This window comes from Burkholderia sp. GW821-FHT14F03 (assembly GCF_058803765.1).
Window position 1 is genome coordinate 15,398 of sequence record NZ_JBXAPG010000010.1, and the last position, 22,491, is coordinate 37,888.

Annotated in this window: 19 protein-coding genes; 5 read left to right on the forward strand and 14 right to left on the reverse strand. The window is 68.3% G+C overall.

Annotation, left to right across the window (positions count from 1 at the left end):
- Window positions 1-6: 6 nt before the first annotated feature.
- Window positions 7-1,257 carry a pyridoxal phosphate-dependent decarboxylase family protein gene (locus AC1RQF_RS08745; protein WP_273996212.1) on the reverse strand — a complete coding sequence of 417 codons (1,251 nt, stop codon included), beginning with the start codon at window positions 1,255-1,257 and terminating at the stop codon, window positions 7-9.
- 53 nt (window positions 1,258-1,310) lie between these two features.
- Here AC1RQF_RS08745 and AC1RQF_RS08750 point away from each other — a divergent pair, with 53 nt between their 5' ends.
- On the forward strand, window positions 1,311-1,712 hold the full coding sequence (locus AC1RQF_RS08750; RefSeq protein ID WP_492871810.1) for a hypothetical protein: 402 nt from the start codon (window positions 1,311-1,313) through the stop codon (window positions 1,710-1,712).
- A gap of 378 nt (window positions 1,713-2,090) precedes the next feature.
- Here the strand turns inward: AC1RQF_RS08750 and AC1RQF_RS08755 are convergent, their stop codons facing one another.
- The 11 genes from AC1RQF_RS08755 to AC1RQF_RS08805 form a co-directional block, all read right to left on the reverse strand.
- Complete coding sequence (locus AC1RQF_RS08755; RefSeq protein WP_492871811.1) at window positions 2,091-2,354, reverse strand: hypothetical protein; 264 nt, start codon at window positions 2,352-2,354, stop codon at window positions 2,091-2,093.
- 918 nt (window positions 2,355-3,272) lie between these two features.
- Complete coding sequence (locus AC1RQF_RS08760; RefSeq protein ID WP_492871812.1) at window positions 3,273-4,100, reverse strand: M55 family metallopeptidase; 828 nt, start codon at window positions 4,098-4,100, stop codon at window positions 3,273-3,275.
- The gene (locus tag AC1RQF_RS08765; RefSeq protein WP_492871813.1) at window positions 4,097-5,176 is read right to left on the reverse strand and encodes a DmpA family aminopeptidase; all 1,080 of its coding nucleotides are present in this window, start codon (window positions 5,174-5,176) and stop codon (window positions 4,097-4,099) included. The genes AC1RQF_RS08760 and AC1RQF_RS08765 overlap by 4 nt, the downstream gene beginning before the upstream one ends.
- Window positions 5,176-6,078 carry a glutathione ABC transporter permease GsiD gene (gene gsiD / locus AC1RQF_RS08770; protein ID WP_273996216.1) on the reverse strand — a complete coding sequence of 301 codons (903 nt, stop codon included), beginning with the start codon at window positions 6,076-6,078 and terminating at the stop codon, window positions 5,176-5,178. Before gsiD ends, AC1RQF_RS08765 begins: the two co-directional genes overlap by 1 nt.
- Window positions 6,079-6,085: 7 nt before the next feature.
- Window positions 6,086-7,006, reverse strand: a complete 921-nt coding sequence (gsiC, locus tag AC1RQF_RS08775) for a glutathione ABC transporter permease GsiC (protein WP_273996217.1) — start codon at window positions 7,004-7,006, stop codon at window positions 6,086-6,088.
- Window positions 7,007-7,068: 62 nt separating this feature from the next.
- Window positions 7,069-8,625 (reverse strand): glutathione ABC transporter substrate-binding protein GsiB, encoded by a 1,557-nt coding sequence (gsiB, locus tag AC1RQF_RS08780; protein WP_273996218.1) that lies wholly within the window; start codon window positions 8,623-8,625, stop codon window positions 7,069-7,071.
- A gap of 86 nt (window positions 8,626-8,711) precedes the next feature.
- Entirely contained in the window at window positions 8,712-10,595 is a 1,884-nt protein-coding gene (locus AC1RQF_RS08785; protein ID WP_492871814.1) for a dipeptide ABC transporter ATP-binding protein, read from the reverse strand.
- Between the two features lie 30 nt (window positions 10,596-10,625).
- Window positions 10,626-11,615 carry an isoaspartyl peptidase/L-asparaginase family protein gene (locus tag AC1RQF_RS08790; protein ID WP_492871815.1) on the reverse strand — a complete coding sequence of 330 codons (990 nt, stop codon included), beginning with the start codon at window positions 11,613-11,615 and terminating at the stop codon, window positions 10,626-10,628.
- On the reverse strand, window positions 11,612-12,556 hold the full coding sequence (locus AC1RQF_RS08795; RefSeq protein WP_273996221.1) for a MurR/RpiR family transcriptional regulator: 945 nt from the start codon (window positions 12,554-12,556) through the stop codon (window positions 11,612-11,614). The genes AC1RQF_RS08790 and AC1RQF_RS08795 overlap by 4 nt, the downstream gene beginning before the upstream one ends.
- 345 nt (window positions 12,557-12,901) lie before the next feature.
- A complete protein-coding gene (locus AC1RQF_RS08800) occupies window positions 12,902-13,252 on the reverse strand; it encodes a hypothetical protein (protein ID WP_273996222.1) in 351 nt (116 codons plus the stop codon).
- Entirely contained in the window at window positions 13,249-13,485 is a 237-nt protein-coding gene (locus tag AC1RQF_RS08805) for a hypothetical protein (protein ID WP_273996223.1), read from the reverse strand. Before AC1RQF_RS08805 ends, AC1RQF_RS08800 begins: the two co-directional genes overlap by 4 nt.
- 953 nt (window positions 13,486-14,438) lie before the next feature.
- Here AC1RQF_RS08805 and AC1RQF_RS08810 point away from each other — a divergent pair.
- Both AC1RQF_RS08810 and AC1RQF_RS08815 read left to right on the forward strand, forming a co-directional pair.
- Window positions 14,439-16,124: a S8 family peptidase gene (locus tag AC1RQF_RS08810; RefSeq protein WP_492871816.1), complete on the forward strand. Its 1,686-nt coding sequence runs from the start codon at window positions 14,439-14,441 to the stop codon at window positions 16,122-16,124.
- A gap of 255 nt (window positions 16,125-16,379) precedes the next feature.
- Complete coding sequence (locus AC1RQF_RS08815; protein WP_273996224.1) at window positions 16,380-18,407, forward strand: BCCT family transporter; 2,028 nt, start codon at window positions 16,380-16,382, stop codon at window positions 18,405-18,407.
- A gap of 63 nt (window positions 18,408-18,470) precedes the next feature.
- Here the strand turns inward: AC1RQF_RS08815 and AC1RQF_RS08820 are convergent, their stop codons facing one another.
- Complete coding sequence (locus AC1RQF_RS08820; protein WP_492871817.1) at window positions 18,471-19,634, reverse strand: serine hydrolase domain-containing protein; 1,164 nt, start codon at window positions 19,632-19,634, stop codon at window positions 18,471-18,473.
- Between the two features lie 173 nt (window positions 19,635-19,807).
- On the opposite strand from AC1RQF_RS08820, the gene AC1RQF_RS08825 reads away from it, so the two are divergent.
- Complete coding sequence (locus tag AC1RQF_RS08825) at window positions 19,808-20,134, forward strand: hypothetical protein (protein ID WP_273996226.1); 327 nt, start codon at window positions 19,808-19,810, stop codon at window positions 20,132-20,134.
- 112 nt (window positions 20,135-20,246) lie between these two features.
- Window positions 20,247-21,077, forward strand: a complete 831-nt coding sequence (panB, locus tag AC1RQF_RS08830; RefSeq protein WP_492871818.1) for a 3-methyl-2-oxobutanoate hydroxymethyltransferase — start codon at window positions 20,247-20,249, stop codon at window positions 21,075-21,077.
- A 3-nt stretch (window positions 21,078-21,080) separates the two neighbouring features.
- Here the strand turns inward: panB and AC1RQF_RS08835 are convergent, their stop codons facing one another.
- Window positions 21,081-22,490, reverse strand: a complete 1,410-nt coding sequence (locus AC1RQF_RS08835) for an aminotransferase class I/II-fold pyridoxal phosphate-dependent enzyme (RefSeq protein WP_273996228.1) — start codon at window positions 22,488-22,490, stop codon at window positions 21,081-21,083.
- Window position 22,491: the final 1 nt, after the last annotated feature.

Genomic DNA, 22,491 nt, shown 5'->3' on the forward strand with positions numbered 1-22,491 from the left:
TCCACCTCAGTAGGTGACCACTTGACGTGGCGCATGCATCGGTTGCGCGTCGCCCGCGGACAGCCCGGCGATCGTCTCGCGCAAGTCATCGAAGTAGCGATCCGCGACAGGCTCGTGAACCAGATTGACGGTCTGCTGGATGGCGGGCGGGTTGGCGACCATGCTCATGTACCAGCCGCGTCGGCGCATGTGTTCGGCGATGGCGAAGATGTCCATCCGCGGCGCCGTCACGGACAAGACGGACAGCTCCGGCTCGCCGAGCACCATCAGCTCCGGCAAGCGATCGAACCCGCTCAGATAGCGATCGCGCAATCGCATCAGCCGCTCGGCCAATGCGCAATAACCGTCCTGTCCGAGAAAATGCATGACGGCCCACGCCGAGGCGATCGGGCCGCCCGAGCGCGTGCCCGCCAGCGTCGGCGTGACGTACTCGCCCTTGGGCCAAGCGGAGAAACGACTGATCTGGAATCGATGGTCGGCCGTATGCCGATACAACATCAGGGAGGCGCCCTTCGACGCGTAGCCGAATTTGTGCAGATCCGCCGATATCGAGCGAACGCCTTCCAGGCGGAAGTCGAACGCCGGTACGTGCCGGCCGATCTCTCGAACGAACGGCGCCAGCAGACCGCCGATGCATGCATCCACGTGCAGCCAGATCCCGCGTTGCAAAGCCAGCTCGCTCAGCGCCGCGATCCGGTCGAACAGGCCGTACGGAAGCGACGGCGCCGATCCGACCATCAGCACGGTATCCGCATTCAATGCGGCCGCCGTCGCCGATACATCGCTGCGGTAGTCCGCCGCGACCGGCACCCGGGTCACGTCGAGGTCAAGCAGTTGCGCGGCCTTGTCGAATGCAGGGTGCGCCGACGAAGGGATCACGATGTTCGGCCGGCGCATCGGACGTTCCGCCCGCGCCTTGTCGCGCGCGGCCTTTACCGCGAGGATGATGCTCTCGGTGCCGCCCGAGGTGACGTTGCCGGCGCCGCCGTCCCCGCCGCCGAACAGCGACAGCCCCATCGACACGATTTCCGCCTCCATCGCATGGCAGCTGGGAAACGCTTGTGGAGCAAGCGCATTGGCGTGAGCGAACATGCGGTACGCGTCGTCGGCCAAGCCATCGACTTCCTCATTGGCGAAATAGCAATGCAGGGGCAGCCTGCCTCCGCGATGATCCCAGTCCAAGCGGCGGAATTCGCCAAGGCGTTGCCGCACGTGCTCGGGATTGGCGCCCGGCAACCATGTCGTAGGCTTATTCATCCATCAATCCGGCGCATCATTTTTCCGCCGCCATTAACAAGGAATAGTCAAAAATGCCGGCGCCCCGCGCCACGCTCACATTTGAATCGCCTGCCCAGCAACGGCGCCCGAGCAAGAAAACGCCGATGCATGGCAGAAGCGCGGATCGACTTGCCTCTCCGGTCGCCAGCGTGGCTTTGCGACAAACTCATTACCGAACGAAGGATTTTTGGATAACTGCCATCGAAATGACACGCACTGAAATCAGTGCCGCCATTCGATCAACCGCCAGAAACGAATTTCGTCGCATTGAACCTCTTGCAGCAAAGCCGCAAGACCTGAAAAATCCAGATACACCGACTAGAGCAAGTGCACTAGAGCGCACATACTTACAGCACCACCTGCATTCGTCAAGAACTTCCACAATCGAGTTTCAAAAAAATATGCGGATACTGGACTTGCCTCATATCTGGTGATTCATCACTTCGGGATGATTTCCACCGATCCGTGGATAATCGCCAGGCAAACGTCATCACTGCACGGCGTCGCTTCAACGACACCGTCGCCTCGCCAATACGCGGATGTGCGACAACAGGCCGGCGCGCCGCGAACGGCCGGACCAGCGCGCCCGTAGACGGCCAACCGGCCTTGCCATGACCAGACCGGAAACGCAGGCCACCACCGCCCTGGAAATCGTGCGCGTCCAGCGGGCATAGGCGGCGGGATGGCAGTCGAGCGGATAAACGGCATCGTCAACGCACGCTCCTCCGCGAGGCGACAACGAATCGCCGCGGGACGCGATTGGCAAATACCGGAATACGGGTAACTGGCCGAGTTGACGCACCCGATCCGCCTCATGCCGAAAATCCTGCCGGGATCGCGTGTGTCAATCTGATTGAGGAAAATACGCCGATTCTTGGTTTTCCATGAGCCGCGCTCAACATTGCGATTGTCACCTCAATATGCAGCCCGCCTTTTCCATACAGCACTGGATGGTTACGCTTCAGCGCAGAAATGTAAAGGAAAGCAGCTTCCTTGAAACCTCGCATCATTAACAGGTTCAGCGCATGAATGGTGACGCAAATCAGCATCCACCCAATGGATGACCAGTTTGACATACACGGCCGCCATATAGAGAGCCATACCCGATACTCGGCATCCGATTAAATAGAACGGTCATGCCGCAAATTGAAATTACCACGGCTTCGATAACAGCGTTGTCGATTTGTGTGTCGGCGAGACCACGATCAAGGAGCACCCCATTCATTATCGCGAGGCACCTCGACTCCCGCAGGCCCAAATAAAGTCGTCACCAGTTTGAAAACCGGAGCGACCACTTCGTCGACCGCCCTCGATCACGACGAGGGAAACTCGTGCAGATTCACCGGGTCGCGCGTCGCGTATCGAAGCCGTTGCCGGCCGCGGCCGCGCGTTGTGCGGATCGTCAGATTGAACGAGCAATCACGAGGCAGCGCGAAGAACGATCGGCTTGCCGATCGTCGGCCGCCCGCAGAATGGAGTGGCTGGGCGACAACGGCCCAGTTTAGATGGATAACGAAACAACCGGCTGCTCAAGCGACACTGGACTGCTGCCGGTGATGACGCAGGTCCATAGTCAGCGGACCAACGGCACCACCGAGCCCTTCGTGAAAACGATGAAGCGCGATTACGTCGCCCTCATGCCGAAGCCGGATGTAACAACGTCCGTGCAGAATCGCGCCGACGCGTCCAGGTATTGCAACGAGACCTCTCCATCTCGCGTGGACATCGTGCCGGCCACGCGAGTTTCGATGCCCCCTGGATTCATCAACGGTCGTGTGAGTTTGTGTCCGGGTCGACGGGGCCGCGCTCGCCGCGCGCTCATCAAGAGCCCCGCATCGGGCTATCCCGTCCAGCAACGATCCGACGTGACGGGAATATCTTCACGTCTTGTCTCGATGCCTGTCTTTTTGTCGCGGACAGTGGTGATCTGTGCCTGCCAGACTTCTCGACGGCTCAAGATTGCCACGGCATTCGCACGCAGAGACGCCGCGCCGTCAGCGCAGCACGGCCGACATCGCGGACAGGCTGTTCAGCATTCTCACCGCATGCTCGACCGTGTCGGCCGCGAAGCGCAGCGTGACGCCGTCGATGCGTTCGAGCGCCGGCCACTGGCAGAACAGGTCGGCCAGCGCCGGCGTCTGCACCCGCAGTTCGCAGCGCACCGCGCGCGGCGCGTGCGGGCCGGCCCGATGGCCCGCGTCGCGGGCGGTCGCGACGGCCTCGCGCGCGGCCGCGACGAGCGCCGCGCACGCGGCGGACGGCGTGAACGACGCGCCGCTCGCAAACCCGCCCGCCTGCTTGACCTCCACGCAGCGCGCGGCCGGGAAGCACGGCCCGGTTTCCGCGACGAAGACGTCGTCGCCGGACAGAAGCGCCACCCGCGCGCCGTACTCCTGCGCGAGCGCGCCGTACAGGCCCGCCTCGCCGACCTCCTCGCCGTCGAGCCGCACCTGCGCGAACGCGAAGCTGTTGATCGTATGGGCGAGAATCCCGCGCGCCTGCGATTTCGCGTGATAGCCGACCATGAACACCAGATCGGGGCGCGCCTCCAGCCCGGCCATCATGCCGAGCATGCGCGGTTTGCCGAGCACGACGCGCACGCGGTCGTCGAGGCCGTCGGGCAGCAGGTTGCGGAACCCGCCGTGCGAATCGTTGACCCACACTTCGCTCGCGCCGCCCGCGTAGGCGCCTTCGATCGCCGCGTTCGCCTCGGCGGTCATCCAGCGGCGCGCGCGCTCGTATTCGGGATTGCCGGCGCGGACCTGCTCGGAATGAAAGACCCCCGCCACGCCTTCGATATCGGTCGAGATCAGAATTTTCATCGGGATGGGGCGCGCGCGGCGCGCAGCAGTTCGTTGAAATCGGGCGCGACGTCGCGCAGCGCGCGTCGCGTGTGGCCGTCGCGGCCGGTGACAGTATGCGCCTGCCACAGCGCGTCGACGATCGCCTGCTCGACGCTCTCCGCCGCCGCCGCGAACAGCGGATCGAGCGTCGCGTCGGCGAGCAGCGCGGGCAGCGCGACGCGCTGCGCATCGTGCCCGACCGTGTAGGCCGTCGAGAACGCGAGCGCGATGTCCCCGCTGCCGTGGCCGTAAACCGACCCGGTGCGCGCGAGCCCGGCCGCCGCGCGCAGCGCGACGCGCTTCAGCTGCCGCGACGACAGCGGCGCGTCGGTGGCGATCAGCATGATGATCGAGCCCTGCTCGGGCCGCGCCTCGGCCGCCGCCTGCGCGCGGCGCGCGAGCAGCCGGCCGAGCGGCGCGCCGTCGATCGTGAGCATCGGCAGCCGGCCGAAGTTCGCGAGCACGAGCGCGCCGACGGTCCAGTCCGCCTGCGCCGCGCGCGCAAGGCGCGACGCGCTGCCGATGCCGCCCTTGAGATCGAACGACGCCATGCCGCGCCCCGCGCCCACCGCGCCGCGCGCGAAGGCGGGCCCGGCGGCCGCGAGCGCCTGCGCGTAATGCGCGGGCGTCACCGCGAGCGCGCGGATGTCGTTCAGATAGCCGTCGTTGCATTCGAACACGAGCGGATTCACGGTCGGCCAGCCGCGCCCGATCTCCGGATTCGCCGCGCAGGCCGCGCGGATCTGCGCCTCGGCCAGCGCCGCGACGCCGAACGTGTTGGTCAGCGCGAGCGGCGTCTCGAGCACGCCAAGCTCCTCGACCTGCACGAGCCCGATGCTCTTGCCGAAGCCGTTGATCACCGCCGCGCCGGCCGGCGCCTTGTCGCGGTACGGGTCGCCCGCGTGCGGACGCACCACCGTCACGCCGGTCTGCTGCGGCCCGGCGGCGAGCGTGACGTGCCCGACCGTCACGCCGGCCACGTCCGCGAGGCTGTCGAGCGGCCCCGACGGCAGCACGCCGACGCGCGGCGCGGCACCTTGCGCGGCGGCGTCCATCAGCGGCGCTCCAGCTTCGGATCGAGCGCGTCGCGCAGCCCGTCGCCGAGCAGGTTGAACGCGAGCACGGTCAGGAAGATCGCGAGGCTCGGGAACAGCGCGACGTGCGGCGCGGTGACCATGTCGGCGCGCGCCTCGTTGAGCATCGCGCCCCACTCCGGGGTCGGCGGCTGCGCGCCGAGCCCGAGGAACGACAGGCTCGCCGCCGTGATGATCGAGGTGCCGATCCGCATCGTGAAGTACACCACCACCGACGACACGGTGCCGGGCAGGATGTGGCGCATCAGGATCGTCCAGTCGGACGCGCCGATGCTGCGCGCGGCCTCGACGTAGGTCATCTGCTTGAGCATCAGCGTGTTGCCGCGCACAAGCCGCGCGAACGCCGGAATGCTGAAGATCGCCACCGCGCAGATCACGTTGACCATGCCGTTGCCGAGGATCGCGACCACGCCGATCGCGAGCAGGATCCCGGGAAAGGCGAACAGCACGTCGGCGACGCGCATCGTCACGCGATCCCACCAGCCTTCGTAATAGCCCGCGAGCAAGCCGAAGAAGGTGCCGATCACCGCGCCGAGCGCGACCGAGAAGAAGCCGGCCGCGAGCGAGATGCGGGTGCCCGCGACGATCCGGCTGAAGATGTCGCGGCCGAGCGAATCGACGCCGAACCAGTGCGCGGCCGACGGCGCGGCGTTGAGCGCATCGTAGTCGAAGAAGTTTTCCGGATCGTAGGGCACCAGGTGCGGCCCGGCGATGGCCACCACCACGAGCAGCAGCACGAACACGCCGGCCGCGAGCGCGACATGCTGCTTGCGGAACTTGCGCCAGAATTCGCGCCACGGCGTGCGGATCGTGTGCGCGCCGGCGGCGTTGGCGGCCGGCGGGGTTTGGACAGTCGCGTTCATGCGCGCCTCACTTGAAACGGATGGTCGGGTTGATGACCGCGTACAGCAGGTCGACGGTCAGGTTGATCAGGATGAATTCGAGCGAGAACAGCAGCACGATCGCCTGGATCACCGGGTAGTCGCGCATCGTCACCGCGTCGACCAGCAGCCGGCCGAGCCCCGGCCAGTTGAACACCGCCTCGACGACGATCGAGCCGCCGAGCAGAAAGCCGAACTGCAGGCCCATCATCGTGACGACCGGGATCATCGCGTTGCGCAGGCAGTGCTTGAGCACCACCACCGGCTCGCGCACGCCCTTCGCGCGCGCGGTGCGCACGAAATCCTCGTTGAGCACCTCGACGAACGAGGCGCGCGTGAAGCGCGCCATCACGGCGGCCACCGCTGCGCCGAGCGTCAGCGACGGCAGCACGTAGCTCTTCCAGGTGCCGTCGGGCACCACCGGCAGCCAGCCGAGCTTGACCGAGAAGATCTCCATCAGCAGCATGCCGAGCGCGAACGCGGGAAACGAGATGCCCGACACCGCGAGCGTCATGCCGAGCCGGTCCGGCCAGCGATTGCGCCAGACCGCCGAGACGATGCCGATCCCCATCCCGAACAGCGTGGCCCACAGCATGCTGATCACGGTCAGCGACAGGGTCGGCATGAAGCGCTCGCCGATCTCGGTCGTCACGGGCCGCTTGCTGCGGGTCGACAGGCCGAAATCGCCATGCGCGATCCGCGCGAAGAAATTGACGAACTGGGTGGGCATCGGCTGGTCGAGGCCGAGATCGGCGCGCACCAGCGCGACCGTCGCATCGTCCGCTTCCGGCCCGGCCGCGAGCCGCGCGGGATCGCCCGGCAGCAGGTGCACGAACAGGAACACCAGCACCGCGACGATCACGAGCGTCGGCAGCAGCCCCAGCAGTCGTTTGACAAGAAAATTCAGCATAGGCGAAAGCCCAGGTTACGCGCGGCGGCCGGGCCGCCGCGCGTCGACGGCGCGAGCCGTCCTTACTTGATCGAGATCTCGTCGAAATTGAACGAGCCGTCCGGCAGCACATACGCGCCCTGCAGGCGCTTGCTGCGCGCGTAGACGATCTTTTCCTGGACCAGCGAGATCCACGGCGCGTCGGCCCAGATGCGCTTCTGCGCGTCGGCGTACAGCTCGGCCTTCTTCTCGCGGTCGGTGGTCTGCAGCGCCTGCGAGAGATCGGTGTCGACCGCGTCGTTCCTGTAGTACGCGGTGTTCACGAGCTTCGGCGGGAACGATGCGGACGCCAGCAGCGGCGTGATCGCCCAATCCGACTCGCCGGTCGACGACGACCAGCCGATGTAGTACATGCGCACGCCCGCCTTGGCCGGATCCTGCACGCTCTCGACCTTCGCGACCCGTTCGCCGGCTTCGAGCGCCTGCACCTGCGCCTTCACGCCGACCTGCGCGAGCTGCTGCTGGACGAACTGGATCGCCTTTTGCGACGTCGAGTTGTTATAGCCGGACCACAGGACCGTCTCGAAGCCGTTCGGATAGCCGGCCTCCTTGAGCAGCGCGCGCGCCTTCGCCGGATCGTACGGCCAGGGGCCGAGCTTCACCGCGTAGTCGACGCCCTGCGGCACGATCCCGGTCGACGGCGTCGCATAGCCCGCGAACGCGACCTTCGCGAGCGCTTCCTTGTTCACCGCGTAGTTGAGCGCCTCGCGCACCTTCGGGTTGTCGAACGGCTTCTGCTGCACGTTCAGGCTCACGTAGCGCTGCACGATCGAGGCGCGCTCGACCACGTCCACCTTCGGATTGCCCTTGAGGTCGCCCGCCTGCTCGAACGGAATGCGGAACGCGAAATCGGCCTCGCCCGTCTTCATCAGCGCGGCGCGCGTGTTGTTGTCGACCACCGGCTTCCAGTCGATCGCGTCGATCTTCGGATAACCCTTCTTCCAGTAGCCCGCGAACTTCTTCACCTTGAGATCGTCGGTCTGCTTCCACTCGACCAGCTCGAACGGACCCGTGCCGACCGGATGCAGCGCGATGTCGCGGCCCCACTTCTTCAGCGCGGTCGGCGAGATCATCACCGCCGACGGATGCGCGAGCACGTTGATGAATGCCGAGAACGGCTCCTTGAGCGTGACGCGCACCGTGTACGGATCGACCACCTCGGTCTTCTCGATGCGGCGGAACATGTTGTAGCGCTTGAGCTTGTTGGCCGGATCGGTCACGCGGTCGAACACCACCTTCACCGCATTCGCGTTGAAATCGGTGCCGTCCTGGAACTTCACGCCCTGGCGCAGCTTGAAGGTGTACACCTTCGCATCCGGGCTCGCCTCGTAGCTCGTGGCCAGCACGTTGACGAGCTTCATGTCCTTGTCGAAACCGAACAGGCCCTGGTAGAACGACTTCGTCACCGCCTGCGACAGCGTGTCGTTCGAATCGTACGGGTCGAGCGTCGTGAAGGTCGAATCGACGGCCATCACCGCGGTCTGCTGGGCGGCCGCGGGCAGCGCGGCCATCAGCGCGAACGCGCCGGCGGCCGCCAGCGCGCGAAGACGGAAGGACGGGAATTGGGACGGTTGGTTCATCGGGCGAGTCTCCTGCGGTGCGGTCTGGAAATGGACATGCCGTCGTGCGGCAACGGGTTGTTGTAGGGCGTACGGGGCGGGCACGCTCAGTACGCGCCGCCGATGCGGTGCTCGGCCACGTAGTGATCCGGGCCGACCGCGACGAGCGGCGCGACCACCGGCTCGTCGCCGAGCGCGCGGATCGGGCTCGGGATCTCGTCGGCGGCCAGCACGCGCGGCGCATGGCGGCGCGCGGGGTCGGCCACCGGCACCGCGCTCATCAGCTTCTTCGTATAGGGATGGCGCGGCGCCTCGAACACCGCGCTGCGCGGGCCGATCTCGACGATCTGGCCGAGATACATGACCGCGACCCGATGGCTGACGCGCTCGACCACCGCCATGTCGTGCGAGATGAACAGATAGGCGACGCCCAGCTCGCGCTGCAGGTCGAGCATCAGGTTGACGATCTGCGCCTGCACCGACACGTCGAGCGCCGACACCGACTCGTCCGCGATCACGACCTTCGGATTCAACGCGAGCGCGCGCGCGATCGCGATCCGCTGGCGCTGGCCGCCGGAGAATTCGTGCGGATAGCGGCGCGCCGCGTCGGCGGGCAGGCCCACGCGTTCGAGCAGCCAGTCGACCCGCTGCTGGGCGGCCCGGCCGCTCGCGACGCCGTGCACGAGCAGCGGCTCCATGATCGAGAAGCCGACCGTCATGCGCGGATTCAGCGACGCGAACGGATCCTGGAAAATGAACTGGATATTGCGGCGCAGCGCCTGCAGCTCCGCGCCCTTCATCGCGCTGATCTCGCGGCCGTCGAATTCGATCGAGCCGCTCTGGCTCTCGACGAGCCGCAGCAGCGAGCGCCCGGTGGTCGACTTGCCGCAGCCGGACTCGCCCACCAGCGCGAGCGTCTCGCCCGCGCGCAGCTCGAAGCTGACCCGCTCGACCGCGTGCACGTATTGCGACACGCGCCCGAGCAGGCCGCTCTTGACCGGAAAGCGCGTGACGAGATCGCGCACGCGCAGGATCGGCGGCGCGTCGCGGTCGACGGCCGGCTGCGCCGCGCCCGCCTCGGCCGGCGCCGCGCCGGCCGCTTCGGCGCGCAGCAGCGGAAACTTGGCGGGCGACTCGGTGCCGCGCATCGCGCCGAGCCGCGGCACCGCGGCGAGCAGCGCGCGGGTGTAGGTGTGCGCGGGCGCGGCGAACAACGCGTCGGCCGGCCCCTCCTCGACCTTCTCGCCGCGATACATGACGAGCACGCGATCCGCGACCTCGGCCACCACGCCCATGTCGTGCGTGATGAAGATCACGCCCATGTCCATCTCGTCCTGCAGCCCGCGGATCAGTTGCAGGATCTGCGCCTGGATCGTCACGTCGAGCGCGGTGGTGGGCTCATCCGCGATCAACAGCGCGGGCTTGCAGGACAGCGCCATCGCGATCATCACGCGCTGCCGCATGCCGCCCGACAGTTGGTGCGGATAGCGGGCGAACACGCGGCGCGCCTCGGGGATCCGCACCAGATCGAGCAGGCGCAGCGTCTCGGCGCGCGACTCGGCGGCGGACTTGCCCTGGTGCAGCGCGATCGCCTCGCTGATCTGGTCGCCGACCGTGAACACCGGGTTCAGCGAGGTCATCGGCTCCTGGAAGATCATCGCGACGTCCGCGCCCCGCACCGTGCGCATCGTCGCCGACGACGCCCGCGCGAGATCGAGCAGCGCGCCGCCGCGCCGGCGCAGATGCATCGCGCCGCCCGTGATCGCGCCGCCGCCGTGCTCGACGAGCCGCATCAGCGCGAGCGACGTGACCGACTTGCCCGAACCCGATTCGCCGACGATCGCGAGCGTCTCGCCGCGATCGACGTGGAACGACAGGTGGCGCACCGCGTCGAACGCGACGCCCTCGCGGCGAAACCGCACCGACAGATCGTCGACCGCGATCACGCGGGCGTCGGGCAGGTTCGGGGCGGCGGTTCGGTTGTTGTTCATGTCTGGGTCTCCTCCTGTTCGGCCTGCCGGTCAGGCCGCCTCGTCGCGATAGATCGCGGTGACGGGCGCCTCGCCCACCCGCGCGTAACCGCGGTACATCCCCTCCGTGTTGAACGGCATCGCCACCCGGCCGAGCCGGTCGATCGCGATCACGCCGCCGCGCCCGTCGATGCGCGGCAGCTTGTTCATCACCATGTCGTGCGCGGCGTCGTGCAGCGACGCGCCGCGATAGTCCATCTGCGCCGCGATGTCGTAGGCGGCGGCGAGGCGGATGAACATCTCGCCCGTGCCGGTCGCCGACACCGCGCAGGTCGCGTCGCTCGCATAGCAGCCCGCGCCGATGATCGGCGTGTCGCCGACGCGCCCCGGCTGCTTGTTGGTGATGCCGCCCGTCGAGGTCGCGGCGGCCAGGTGGCCGTGACGATCGAGCGCGACCGCGCCGACCGTGCCGTGCTTGCGATCCGGATCGAGCGGCTCCGGCGCGCGCCGGCCCTGCGTGAACGCGAGCGTGGACGCATCGTGGTCGAGCAGCGCGGTGCTCGCGTCGCGCGCCTTGAGCCACTGCTCGCGGCGGAACTCGGTCGCGAAATAGTCCGGCTCCACCAGGTCCAGGCCTTGCGCGGCGGCGAACGCCTCCGCGCCCGCGCCCGAGAACATCACGTGCTCGCTCGCCTCCATCACGCGCCGCGCGGCGAGCACCGGGTTGCGCAGCCGCGTCACGCAGCACACCGCGCCGGCCGCGAGCGTCGCGCCGTCCATGACCGCCGCGTCGAGTTCGTGCCGGCCCTCCGACGTGTAGACCGAGCCGTGCCCGGCATTGAAGAGCGGGCAGTCCTCGAGCAGGCGCACCGCGACGCTGACCGCGTCGAGCGCGCTGCCGCCGTCGGCCAGCACGGCCTGCGCGGCGGCCAGGATCGCATTCAGCTCGGCGCGATAGCGCGCCTCGGTCTCGGTGTTCATCGCCTGGCGCAGGATCGTGCCTGCGCCGCCGTGGATCGCTACGACAGCGGTCGGATTCATGTTTTTTTCGAACGGGAGGGATTGCGGGGTGAAGGAGCGGCTGCCGGTTGCGGCGCAACGAGCCACGGCAGCACGAATTCGGTCATGTCGGCGGCGGCCTGCGCCGAACGGCGCGCGCGATGCGCGACCGCATCGACGAGCGCCTCGATCAGCGTCAGCACGGCGGCCTCGGAGGTGGCGGCGAGCCGGCGCTCGGCCGTCACGTACAGCGACAGCGAGGCGAACGGCGCGAGCGGCGACGCGGGGCCGTCGGTCAGCGCGAGCACCGTCGCGCCCTGCGCGGCGGCGCGGCGGGCGAATTCGACCGTGTCGCGCACATAGCGCGGGAAGGCGATCGCGATCACCAGGTCGCCGGGCCCGGCGCTGAACAGCCGGCGCGCCGCGTTGGTCGGGCCGCCCACCATCGCGAGCGATTGCACGTGGTCATGGCACACCGACAGCGCGTGCTCCATCAGGCCGGCGAGAAAGCCGCTCGCGCCCGCGCCCAGGATGAAGATGCGGCGCGCGGCGAGGATCGCATCGACCGCGGCCTCGACGTGCGCGCGTTCGAGCTGGGCGCGGGTGCGTTCGAGGTTGGCGACGGCTTGCGTGAACGCGGCGTCGATCAGTTCGCCGCCGCGCATCGCGGCCTCCTGCTCCTGCGCGGAACGCAGGCGCTCGACCGGCGCGAGCGTGGCCTCGAAGCCGCGCACGAGCGCCGCGCGCAGCGCGGGATAACCGTCGAAGCCGAGCGCGCGCGCGAACCGGTTCGCGGTCGCGACCGACGCGCCGACCGCGTTCGCCAGCTCGTCGATGTGCATGGTCGCGGCGCGGAACGGATTGGCCAGCACGTATTCGCCCATGCGCCGATGAATCGGCGTGAGCGACGACAGCACGGCGGCGATCCGGACTGAGATCGCAGACTCGATGTCAGCTGACCCGGGCGGAGGGAGATGAGGCATGGGAGCGGCGCGGCGAAATCTGAATGAAAGTTAATTTACACAAATTCCGAAAAGAAAAAAATAAATTTTCATCGCGGAGTGGGTCGGGGAAAGTACGGATGGCTGGGGGCGGGTCTGGTGGGGGGCTGCGGCCGGGGAATGAACGTGGAAGAGGGTCGAACCGGGCGGGGAACGGCCAGCCGACATTCAAGCCGCGATGCGCGAGACCGGCGATTTCGTGCGCGCAACACGCTGCGACGGACGTGAAAAACTCGCCTGAGCAGGTTCGAGTCGAGCTTCACGCCGACTGATGGTGAGGCGAGGTCGAACGACGGCCCACCGAGAGACACGTGTTCACGCGTCGCGTCAGGATTGGCGGTTCTTCCGGGACCGGAGCATGGACGAAAGACCGCATCGAGGTACGACTGTTCCTTCAGACCGCCTCTTCCATGCGCGCCGCCGATGCACGAAGAGCCGATTTGCGACCCGGACGAGCAGCGCGGCGACGGCGAGCGATGCCGCGATGATGACGAGCAAGCCGCTTGCTTCGATGGCGTCGGCATGGGCAATCGTGTCGATGCCGAGCGCGCTCATGGCCGCCGTGATTGTCGCGGGCAGCGGCGGGAATTCGTACGGCAACCGGTCGATCCAGCGCGAAAGCGCATAGCCGATCGCGAGTGTTGCGAAGACGTTAAGGGCGAACCGCGCGATTTTCATGACCGCACCTCGATGATGGCATCGGCCTTCATCGCGGCGCCAGGAACCGGAATCGCTGCGCCCCGCGCGCGCAGCCTCGCGGCGAGCTTGTTGACGGCCGTGCACCCTTCGCCACGTCCTGTCGGCCCGGCTGGACGGAGACGAAAAGCGCCGCGACGAACGCCCGCGATGCCCAGGCATTCCAGGGTGCTCAGTGACGCACCGTTCAGCGTGAACGTGCGGGTAAGCGGCATGGCCGGTCCTCTCGGATGGTGTGGCCGTACCCTGTCAAAGACTTCGTGTGCGCCATGCCCGCATTCCACACGGACAACCGGCATCTCGCATCGGGTATGCCTGATCATGAGCAAAAAGGCTTGAGAACCATCAACGCTTGCGTGTTTCAGGCATGACGCGCGAAGGAGCCCGCCGTACGCGAAGCGCGACTTGGAGATAACGCTATCGCAATCACGGACGCGTGTTCACTCGTTGACGTCGGACGCACACACATCGAGACAAATATCAAAATATTCAGCGACGCTTATATACAAGAAAACTAAAAATTAAACCGAAATTGCTTGCCAATTATGCTAATCGACGATCAGAAACCCATACCGTCGCCTGAATACCGCGAGGCGCTGCTGCGGCACCGGGATCGCGACAGGTCCCGGGGCCTCGTGTCGCGTTGATGCCGCCTCACATGCTCGCCGCAATCTCTGGTGAAGCCGTCGCGCCCATTGGCGCATCCCTCTGCGCTCGTACGAAACGTCGCGACGCGCGATGCGGCGCGCTGAATCGCGCTGCTTCCGATCCGAGTTGATCTCGCGCTGCCCATCGCCCGACGCACGGTACATCTGGCATGTCCTTATCACCATATCGGACAGCAATGCGCGGCTTGATTGTCAACCAATCTCAACAAAAAAATAATTGCGATCCAACTTCAGGTCCGATTCACATCGGTCAGGTGCCCTCGAAAAAAATTTCATTCAAATCATTTTCGTTCAACCATTAAGAATTGCTAAAGGACGCCGTTACCCCAATTCATGGTCCTCGCAAAGCAGCGCCGAATTCGACGGGGACATGGGAAAGATCCATGCCGCGTGTCGGACTGCGAACGAATACGAGGACGCTTCCGGCCTGCCGGTGCCATCGGATCTCGACCGCCTTGACCGTGGGATAGCGGTTTCGAACCATCAGTCCGAGAGGCAACATGAGCGTCAAAAGTTTCAACCTCCCCCCCGCACGGCCCAGCCGGACGCGCGTGCTCGCAGGCATCCTTTCCGCTTCTGTACTCATTCCCCTCGCCGGTTGCGGCGGCGGCGGCGGCGGCGGTGACGGCGCGCCGCCGCCCTCGCCGTCCTCGCCGGCTACCCCGCCCCCCGCCCCCACCGCGCCGGCGCCCAGCACTTCGGTTCCGTCGAGTTCGAACGCATCCTGCGCGGCAAAAACCACGTCGTCCCCCTCATCAGGCACGACGCCCGGTTCCGTCACGCAGGACGCGCCGGTCGACCACATGATCGTCAAGCTGCAGCCGACCACCGCGTCGTCGGCTTCCGGGGCCCGCATCATGGCGGCGAGCGCCGGCGATCCGGCCCGCGTCGGCGCCGTGATCCAGCGCGTGATGACCAACTGGAACGCGCCGAGCGCGCAGAACAGCCAGGCGCGCAATTACGCGGCCAGCGCCGCGCAGCCGGCCGCCGTGCAGATGGCGCGCACGCTGTCGGACGGCGCCGCGCTGCTGTCGCTCGGCCGCGCGATGGCGGCCACCGATGCCGCGGCGCTCGCGCAAGCCTTCGCGGCCGACCCCGACGTCGCCTACGCGGAACCGGACCGCCGTGTGTTCGCACGAACCATCTCGACCGATCCGATGTTCCCGCAACAATGGAACCTGACATCGCCCGCGGTCGGCATCGACCTGCCGCTCGCCTGGAACCTGACCACGGGCGCGCCCGGCCTCGTGACCGCCGTGCTCGACACCGGCTACCGCCCGCATCCCGACATCACGCCGAACCTGCTGCCCGGCTACAGCTTCATCACGAGCGTCGCGACCAGCAACAACGGCAAGACGCGCGGCCCGGACGCCACCGATCCGGGCGACTGGGTCACGCAGGCCGAAATCAACGATCCGACCGGCCCGTTTCGCTACTGCAAGGAGCCGCCGCACAACAGCAAATGGCACGGCACCAAGGTGGCCGGCATCATCGGCGCATCGGCCAACAACGGCATCGGCATCGCGGGCGTGAACTGGAACAGCCAGATCCTGCCGGTGCGCGTGCTCGGCAAGTGCGGCGGCGTCGACAGCGACATCACGGACGCCATGCGCTGGGCCGCCGGGATCCCGGTCGCCGGCGTGCCGAACAACACGCATCCGGCCAAGGTCATCAACCTGAGCCTCGGCGGCACCGGCCCGTGCGGCAGCACGTTCCAGCAGGCGATCAACGACGTCAATGCGGTCGGCGTGAGCGTGGTGGTCGCGGCCGGCAACGACGGGCTGTTGACCTCGCAGGATCGTCCCGCGAACTGCAAGGGCGTGATCGCCGTCGCCGCGACCGACAACACCGGCCGTCGCGCGTATTACAGCAACTTCGGCCCGTTGATCACCCTGAGCGCGCCGGGCACCGCCATCCTGTCGACCTCGAACGCGGGCACCACCTCGCCGGCGGCGGACACCTACGCGACCGATCAAGGCACGAGCCTCGCCGCGCCGCAGGTGGCGGGCGTGATCTCGCTGATGCTGTCGATGAACCCGACGCTGACGCCCGCGCAGATCGCGCGGAAGCTCGCGGCCACGGCCCGTCCGTCGCCCGTCGCCGCCACCGCGACATGCAGCGCCTTGCCGCCGGGCGCGGGGATCCTCGATGCAAAGGCCGCGGTGAGCGCCGCGACGTCGAACTGAGCGGCATGCGCACTGCGGCCATCCCGCCTCACCGACGGGATGGCCGCAGTTGCGTTGTTGCGTTGTGCGGAGAAATATCCGGCTGCGGAGTCGATAGCTTACAATTCGTCAGCTGACCTACCCTCCTGCATTGCCCCCTTGCAGCCGTTCCACCGGGTAACATCACACGAGCCCGCCGCATTCGGGCTTGCCGGCGCACCCCGCCGGCGCAGCGGTGCCTCGCCCAGTGATGCCCTTTCCCTGGATGCCAACGCCATGTCCCAAACCCCTCCCGCACCACGCACGACCTTCAAGGCGGCCGTCGTGATTCCATCACTCGCCGTGATCGGCGCGCTGCTTGTCGTGTGCACGCTGCGCCCCGACGAGGCCGGCGCGCTGTTCAGCACCGGCCAGCAATGGGTGATCGGCCATTTCGACTGGTTCTACGTGCTCGCCGTCACGACCTTCCTGATCTTCCTCGTGCTGATCGCCGCGAGCCGCTTCGGCGACATCAAGCTCGGTCCCGACGACGCCGAGCCCGAATTCAGCTTCATGTCGTGGACCGCGATGCTGTTCGCGGCCGGCATGGGCATCGGCCTCATGTACTTCGGCGTCGGCGAACCGATGCAGCATTTCCTGAAGCCGCCGACCGTCGAGGGCGGCACGCCCGCGGCGGCGCGCGAGGCGATGCTGATGACCTTCTTCCACTGGGGCTTCCACGCGTGGGCGATCTACGGCGTGATGGGCCTCGTGCTCGCCTATTTCGGCTTCCGCTACAACCTGCCGCTGACGCTGCGCTCGGGCCTCTATCCTGTGCTGCGCGAACGCGTGAACGGCTGGATCGGCCACGCGGTCGACGCGTTCGCGCTGGTCGGCACGGTGGCCGGGATCGCGGCCACGCTCGGCTACGGCGTGCTGCAGATCAGCGCGGGACTGCATACGGTGGCCGGCTGGGATACCTCGGGCAACCTGTTCCGCGTCGGCCTGATCGCGCTCGTCGTGCTGCTCGCCGGCCTGTCCGCCGCGAGCGGGCTCGACAAGGGCGTGCGGCGGCTGTCCGAGCTGAACCTGATGATCGCGTTCCTGCTGCTCGCGTTCGTCGTGGTGGCCGGCCCGACCGCGTTCCTGCTCGGCGCGTTCGCCGACAACGTCGGCCAGTACCTGTCGAACCTCGTCGAGCTGTCGTTCCGCACCTACGCCTACGCGCCGCCGCGCGAGGCTGGCTGGTTCGGCGGCTGGACCATCCTGTACTGGGCATGGTGGGTGTCGTGGTCGCCGTTCGTGGGCATGTTCATCGCGCGCATCTCGCGCGGCCGCACCATTCGTCAGTTCGTGGTCGGCGTGCTGCTCGTGCCCACCGCGTTCAATCTCGTCTGGATGACCGTGTTCGGCAACAGCGCGATCTGGCTCGACACGCACGTGGCCGCCGGCGCGCTCGCGCAGACGGCCGGCTCGGTCGACGCGCTGCTGTTCCGTTTCTTCGAGTACCTGCCCTTGTCGCAGTGGCTGTCGATCGTCGCGATCCTGCTGATCGCGGTGTTTTTCGTGACCTCGGCCGATTCCGGCGCGTTCGTGATCGACGCGATCGCCACGCGCGGCGCCACGCATTCGCCCGTCTGGCAGCGGCTGTTCTGGGCCGCGCTGCTCGGCGTCACGGCGGCGGTGCTGCTGGTCGCGGGCGGGTTGAAGGCGTTGCAGGCGATGACGCTGATCGCCGCGCTGCCGGTCGCGCTGATCATGCTGGCGCTCTGCTATGGGCTGTGGCGCGGCCTGATGGCCGACCATGCGCACTATTCGCAGGACATGGCGCCCGCCACGAACTTCTGGACCGGCCAGCACTGGCGTCACCGGCTGTCGCACATCCTGCGGCAGACCACCGAGACGGAAGCGCGGCAGTTCATCGCCGAGATCGTGCTGCCGGCCCTGCGCAAGGTGGCGGACGAACTGCGCGCGCGCGGCGTCGATGCGAGCGTGCAGCGCGACGACGACAACACGGTGCGCCTCACCGTGCCGACGCCCGACCAGCGCGACTTCGTGTACGGCGCGCGGGTCGCGCACAAGTCCGCGCCCGCGTTCCTGGTGCGCGAGGCGGCCGAGCCGGAAGCGCGGCGCGCGCACATCCACGAGGTCGTCACGTTCTTCGAAGACGGCCGGCTCGGCTACGACATCGAGTACCTGCACGGCGACGAGGTGATCGCCGACGTGCTGCGCCAGTACGAGCGCTACGTGTCGCTCGCCGCCGACCGGCGCACCCATCTGCTGAACCGCGCGCCCGGCCACGCCGGCGCGGACGGCCAGCCTTGACATGGCCGGGCGCGGCCGCATCGCCGGCCGCGCCCGCCTGTCATGCGTCGGCGCGTCGGCGCGTCAATCCCCGCGATACACCGCATCGCGCACTTCGAGCGTCAACGGTCCCGACATTCCTTCATAAGCGGTATTGGTCAGCAGCACCACGGTCAGCTCTTGCGCGGGATCGATGAACCAGCTGTGGCCATACACCCCGCCCCATTGCACCGTGCCCGCGCTCTGCGGCGAATCGGCGAGCGCCGGATCGGACAGCACCGCCCCTGCATAGCCGAAGCCCCAGCCGGGCCCGCGCGTGTCCGCGCCGGGCGCGTGATCGGTGCGCGCCGCCTCGATCAGCGTGGCGGGCAGGAAGCCGTCGCCGCCCGTGCGCAACGCGTCGAGCAGACCCAGCACGGCATCGGCCGTGCCATACATGCCCGCGCCGCCCGACGGAAACGCGGACGGCTCGAACACGCGCGACGGCGCGAAGCGCACCGCGACGCCATGCCCTTCCGGCAGCGGCACGTCCTGGTTCTCGGTCATCGCGACCGGCTCCGGCTCGGCGTTCGCGTAGGCGGCCGCGAAACGCGGCGCGAAGTCGGCCGGCGCGACGAAGCCGATATCGGCCAGGCCGAGCGGCGCGCCGACCAGCCGCTCGATCGCCTGCGGCAACGCGACGCCCGTCGCGCGTTCGAGCACCGCGCCCAGCACGTCGAGCGCCAGCGAATAGCACCAGCCCTCTCCGGGCGCGAACGCGAGCGGCGCGGCGGCGAGCCGGCGCAGGTTCTCGGCGAGATCGACGTCCGCGAGATCGAGCCCGTCGGACACGCCGAGCCGATGGTACGGCCCGTCATGCGCTTCGAGCAGGCCATAGCTGAGACCGGCCGTGTGCGTGAGCAGCTGGTGCACCGTCAGCGTCGGCGCGCGACCGTCGGGCAAAGTCGGCGCGAAGCCGGGCAGCCAGCGCGTCACGGGATCGTCGAGCGTCAGCACCCGTTCGGCGGCGAGCCGCAGCACCGCGGCCACCACGAAGGGCTTGGTGACCGAGGCGAGACGGAACAGCGTGTCCTCGCGCATCGGCCGCCCGGTCTCGCGTTCCGCGTGCCCATGCGCACGGCGATACACCACCTCGCCTTGTCGCGCGACGATCGCGACCGCGCCCACGATGCGACGCTCGCGCAGCGCAGTCTCGAATACACGGTCCAGACGGCCGGCCAATGCGGCCGGATCAAACTCGGTTGCCATCGTGATGCCCTCGGGGTCGGAAACCGATGATTCTAGACAGGTCCGCGCGATCGCGTACAACCCTGCGTGACGTGGGGCCATCTTGGGATGGTGGTCCGCACGCGGCATGTCGCCGGTATTGCGTCGGAATCGCTGTGATACTGTCGTGACGTGTTCCGTTTCCTCGCTTCGCCATGACCTCCGCCCTCGCCTCAACCACCCAATCCGCCACCGACCTGATCGCGCTCGGCGCCCTCGCGCTGCTGTACCTGTTCGGGCTCGGCTGCGCGCTGTACCAGGCCTGCGCGCGTCCGCGCGGACGGCTCTACTGGCTCGCCTGCATCGCGCTGATCGTCGCGGGCAGCGGCCTGATGGCGTTCGCCCCGCCGGCGTCGCCGGATTCGGGCGAGATGCCGCCCGGCTTCGGGCTCGGCGTGCTGATCGTGTTCGCCGGCATCGCGGCCACGAGCGCCGGCTGCGCGTGGCGGGCGATCAGCCGGCTGCGCCGCCCGCGCGGCTGACGCGCGACCGCGCGCTGTACAGGTTTTACGCGCGCCGCTGTGCATGGGATCGGCGGCGCGCGCGCCCTACCATGAGCGGGTCGTCTTCTTTCCGATTCCCCGCGAACCTGCCATGAGCCTGCATCGATCCCCGTCCCGCCTGACCATTCCCGCCATCGCCGCGCTCAAGGGCGCCCGCAAGATCGTGTCGCTGACCGCCTATTCGAAGCCCGTCGCGGAACTGATCGATCCGTTCGTCGACGTGATCCTCGTCGGCGATTCGACCGCGATGGTCGCGTACGGCCGCCCGACCACGCTCGACATCACGCTCGCGCAGATGAGCGCGCATGCGCGCGCGGTGGTCGACGCCACCCGGCAGGCCTGCGTGGTGGTCGACCTGCCGTTCGCCACCTACCAGGAATCGCCGCAGCAGGCGTACCGCCACGCCGCGCAGTTGATCGCCGGCTCGGGCGCCGCGGCCGTCAAGCTCGAAGGCGGCAGCGCGCTCGCGCCCACCGTGCGCTTCCTCGTCGAGCGCGGCATCCCGGTGATGTCCCATCTCGGCCTGATGCCGCAGTATCTGCACGCGCTGGGCGGCTTCAAGGCGCAGGGCTTCGGCGACGCGGCCGCGGAACGGCTCCGCGCCGATGCGCGCGCGCACGACGACGCCGGCGCGTTCGCGCTGGTGCTGGAAGGCGTCGCGGAGCCGGTCGCGCGCGCGATCACGCTCGAATCGCGCGCACCGACGATCGGCATCGGCGCGTCGCCCGCGTGCGACGGCCAGGTGCTGGTCACGGAAGACATCCTGCGCCTGAGCGGCGACGCGCCGCCGCGCTTCGCGAAACAGTACGCGGACGTGGCGGCGCTGATCCGCGATGCCGCGGCCGCGTTCGCCGATGAGGTGCGAGGCGGCGCGTTCCCCGAGTTGCGTCACTGCTTCGGCGTGCGCCCCACGACGGAATGACGCTCAGCGCGCCGCGCGCGCCTGCGTGCGCACGGCCGAGGCCAACGCGCGGATCGCCCCGCCGATGTCGCTCGACCAATCGACGGTGTAGGACAGCCGCAGGCAATGGCGAAACGCGCCGTCCGTGCCGAACACCTCGCCCGGGGCGATCACGATCCGTTGCGCGAGCAACGTGTCGCAGACCCGCCCCATGTCGATGCCGGCATCGCGCGCGGGCAGCCAGAACGCCGCGCCGCCGCGCGGCGGCGTGATCTCGAACAGGTCCGCCGCCTCGGCGCGCAGCAGCGCGTGCATGCGCGTCATCCGGTCGGCGAGCGCATGACGCAGCCGGCCCGCGTGATGCGCGAGCTTGCCCGTCTCGATGAGCCGCGCGAGCGCGCGCTCGCGCAGCGGCGCGCTGCGGAACGCGCGCGCGAGCCACGCGCCGTCGAGCCTGCGCGCGGTGTCGCCCCGGCTCAGCAAATACCCATGCGGGGCCTCGCCGCCGACCAGCTTGTCGAATCCGGAATACACGATCAGGCGCTCCGGGTCCGCATGGTCGCGATAGCGCGACGGCGCCGCGCCGAAATAAAGATCGCCGTAGCGGTCGTTCTCGAACAGCCAGACGCCGCGGCGCGCCAGCAGCGCGGCCAGCGCCGCCTGTTCGTCCGCGCCCGGCGCGGTGCCGCCCGGCACGCCGACGCCCGACGACAGCAACGCGCAACGGATCGGCTCGCGCGCGAGCAACGCGGCCGCCGCGTCGACATCGAGCGCGCCGCGCCCACGCACCGGCAACGGCACGATGCGCATCCCGCGCGCCTGCAATACGCGCACGAGCGCCCACGAACACGGCATCTCGACCAGCGCGGCACAACCGCCCAGGCCGAGCACATCGAGCGCCGTATCGAGCGCACCGCGCCAGTCGGGTGCGATATGCACGTCGGCCGCGCGCCAGCCGGCCGGCGCATCCGCATGACGCCGCGCGAGCGCCTCACGCAGCGCCTGCGCGCCGAACGGCTCGGGAAACGGCGGCTGCCGGCGCGCATCCTCGCGCGCGAGGATGCGCTCGGCCGCCCGCAGCGGATGATCGAGCGACAGCAGCAGCGCAGGGGCGTCGCTCGACAGCGCGAGCATGCCCGGCCGCCGCGCGTTCACGTAGATGGCGTCGAGGCGATTCTCGCCGCGCCACGCCGGTTGCAGCCGCCCGGCGGCCGGAAAGTAGCCCGAGCGCGGCACGGCCACCACCTTGCCCTCGCGTTCGAGCAGTGCGTACGCATACTGGATCGTCGGCACGGAGACCTGCAATTCGTCGGCAAGCCGGCGCAGCGACGGCAGCCGCCGCCGTGCATCGGCATCCGCGTCGAGCAGCGCGTGCAGGTGGCGGTATGCGGCCTGATAGGCGAATTGCGGCGGCGGGTCGGTGCGTGCGGTCATT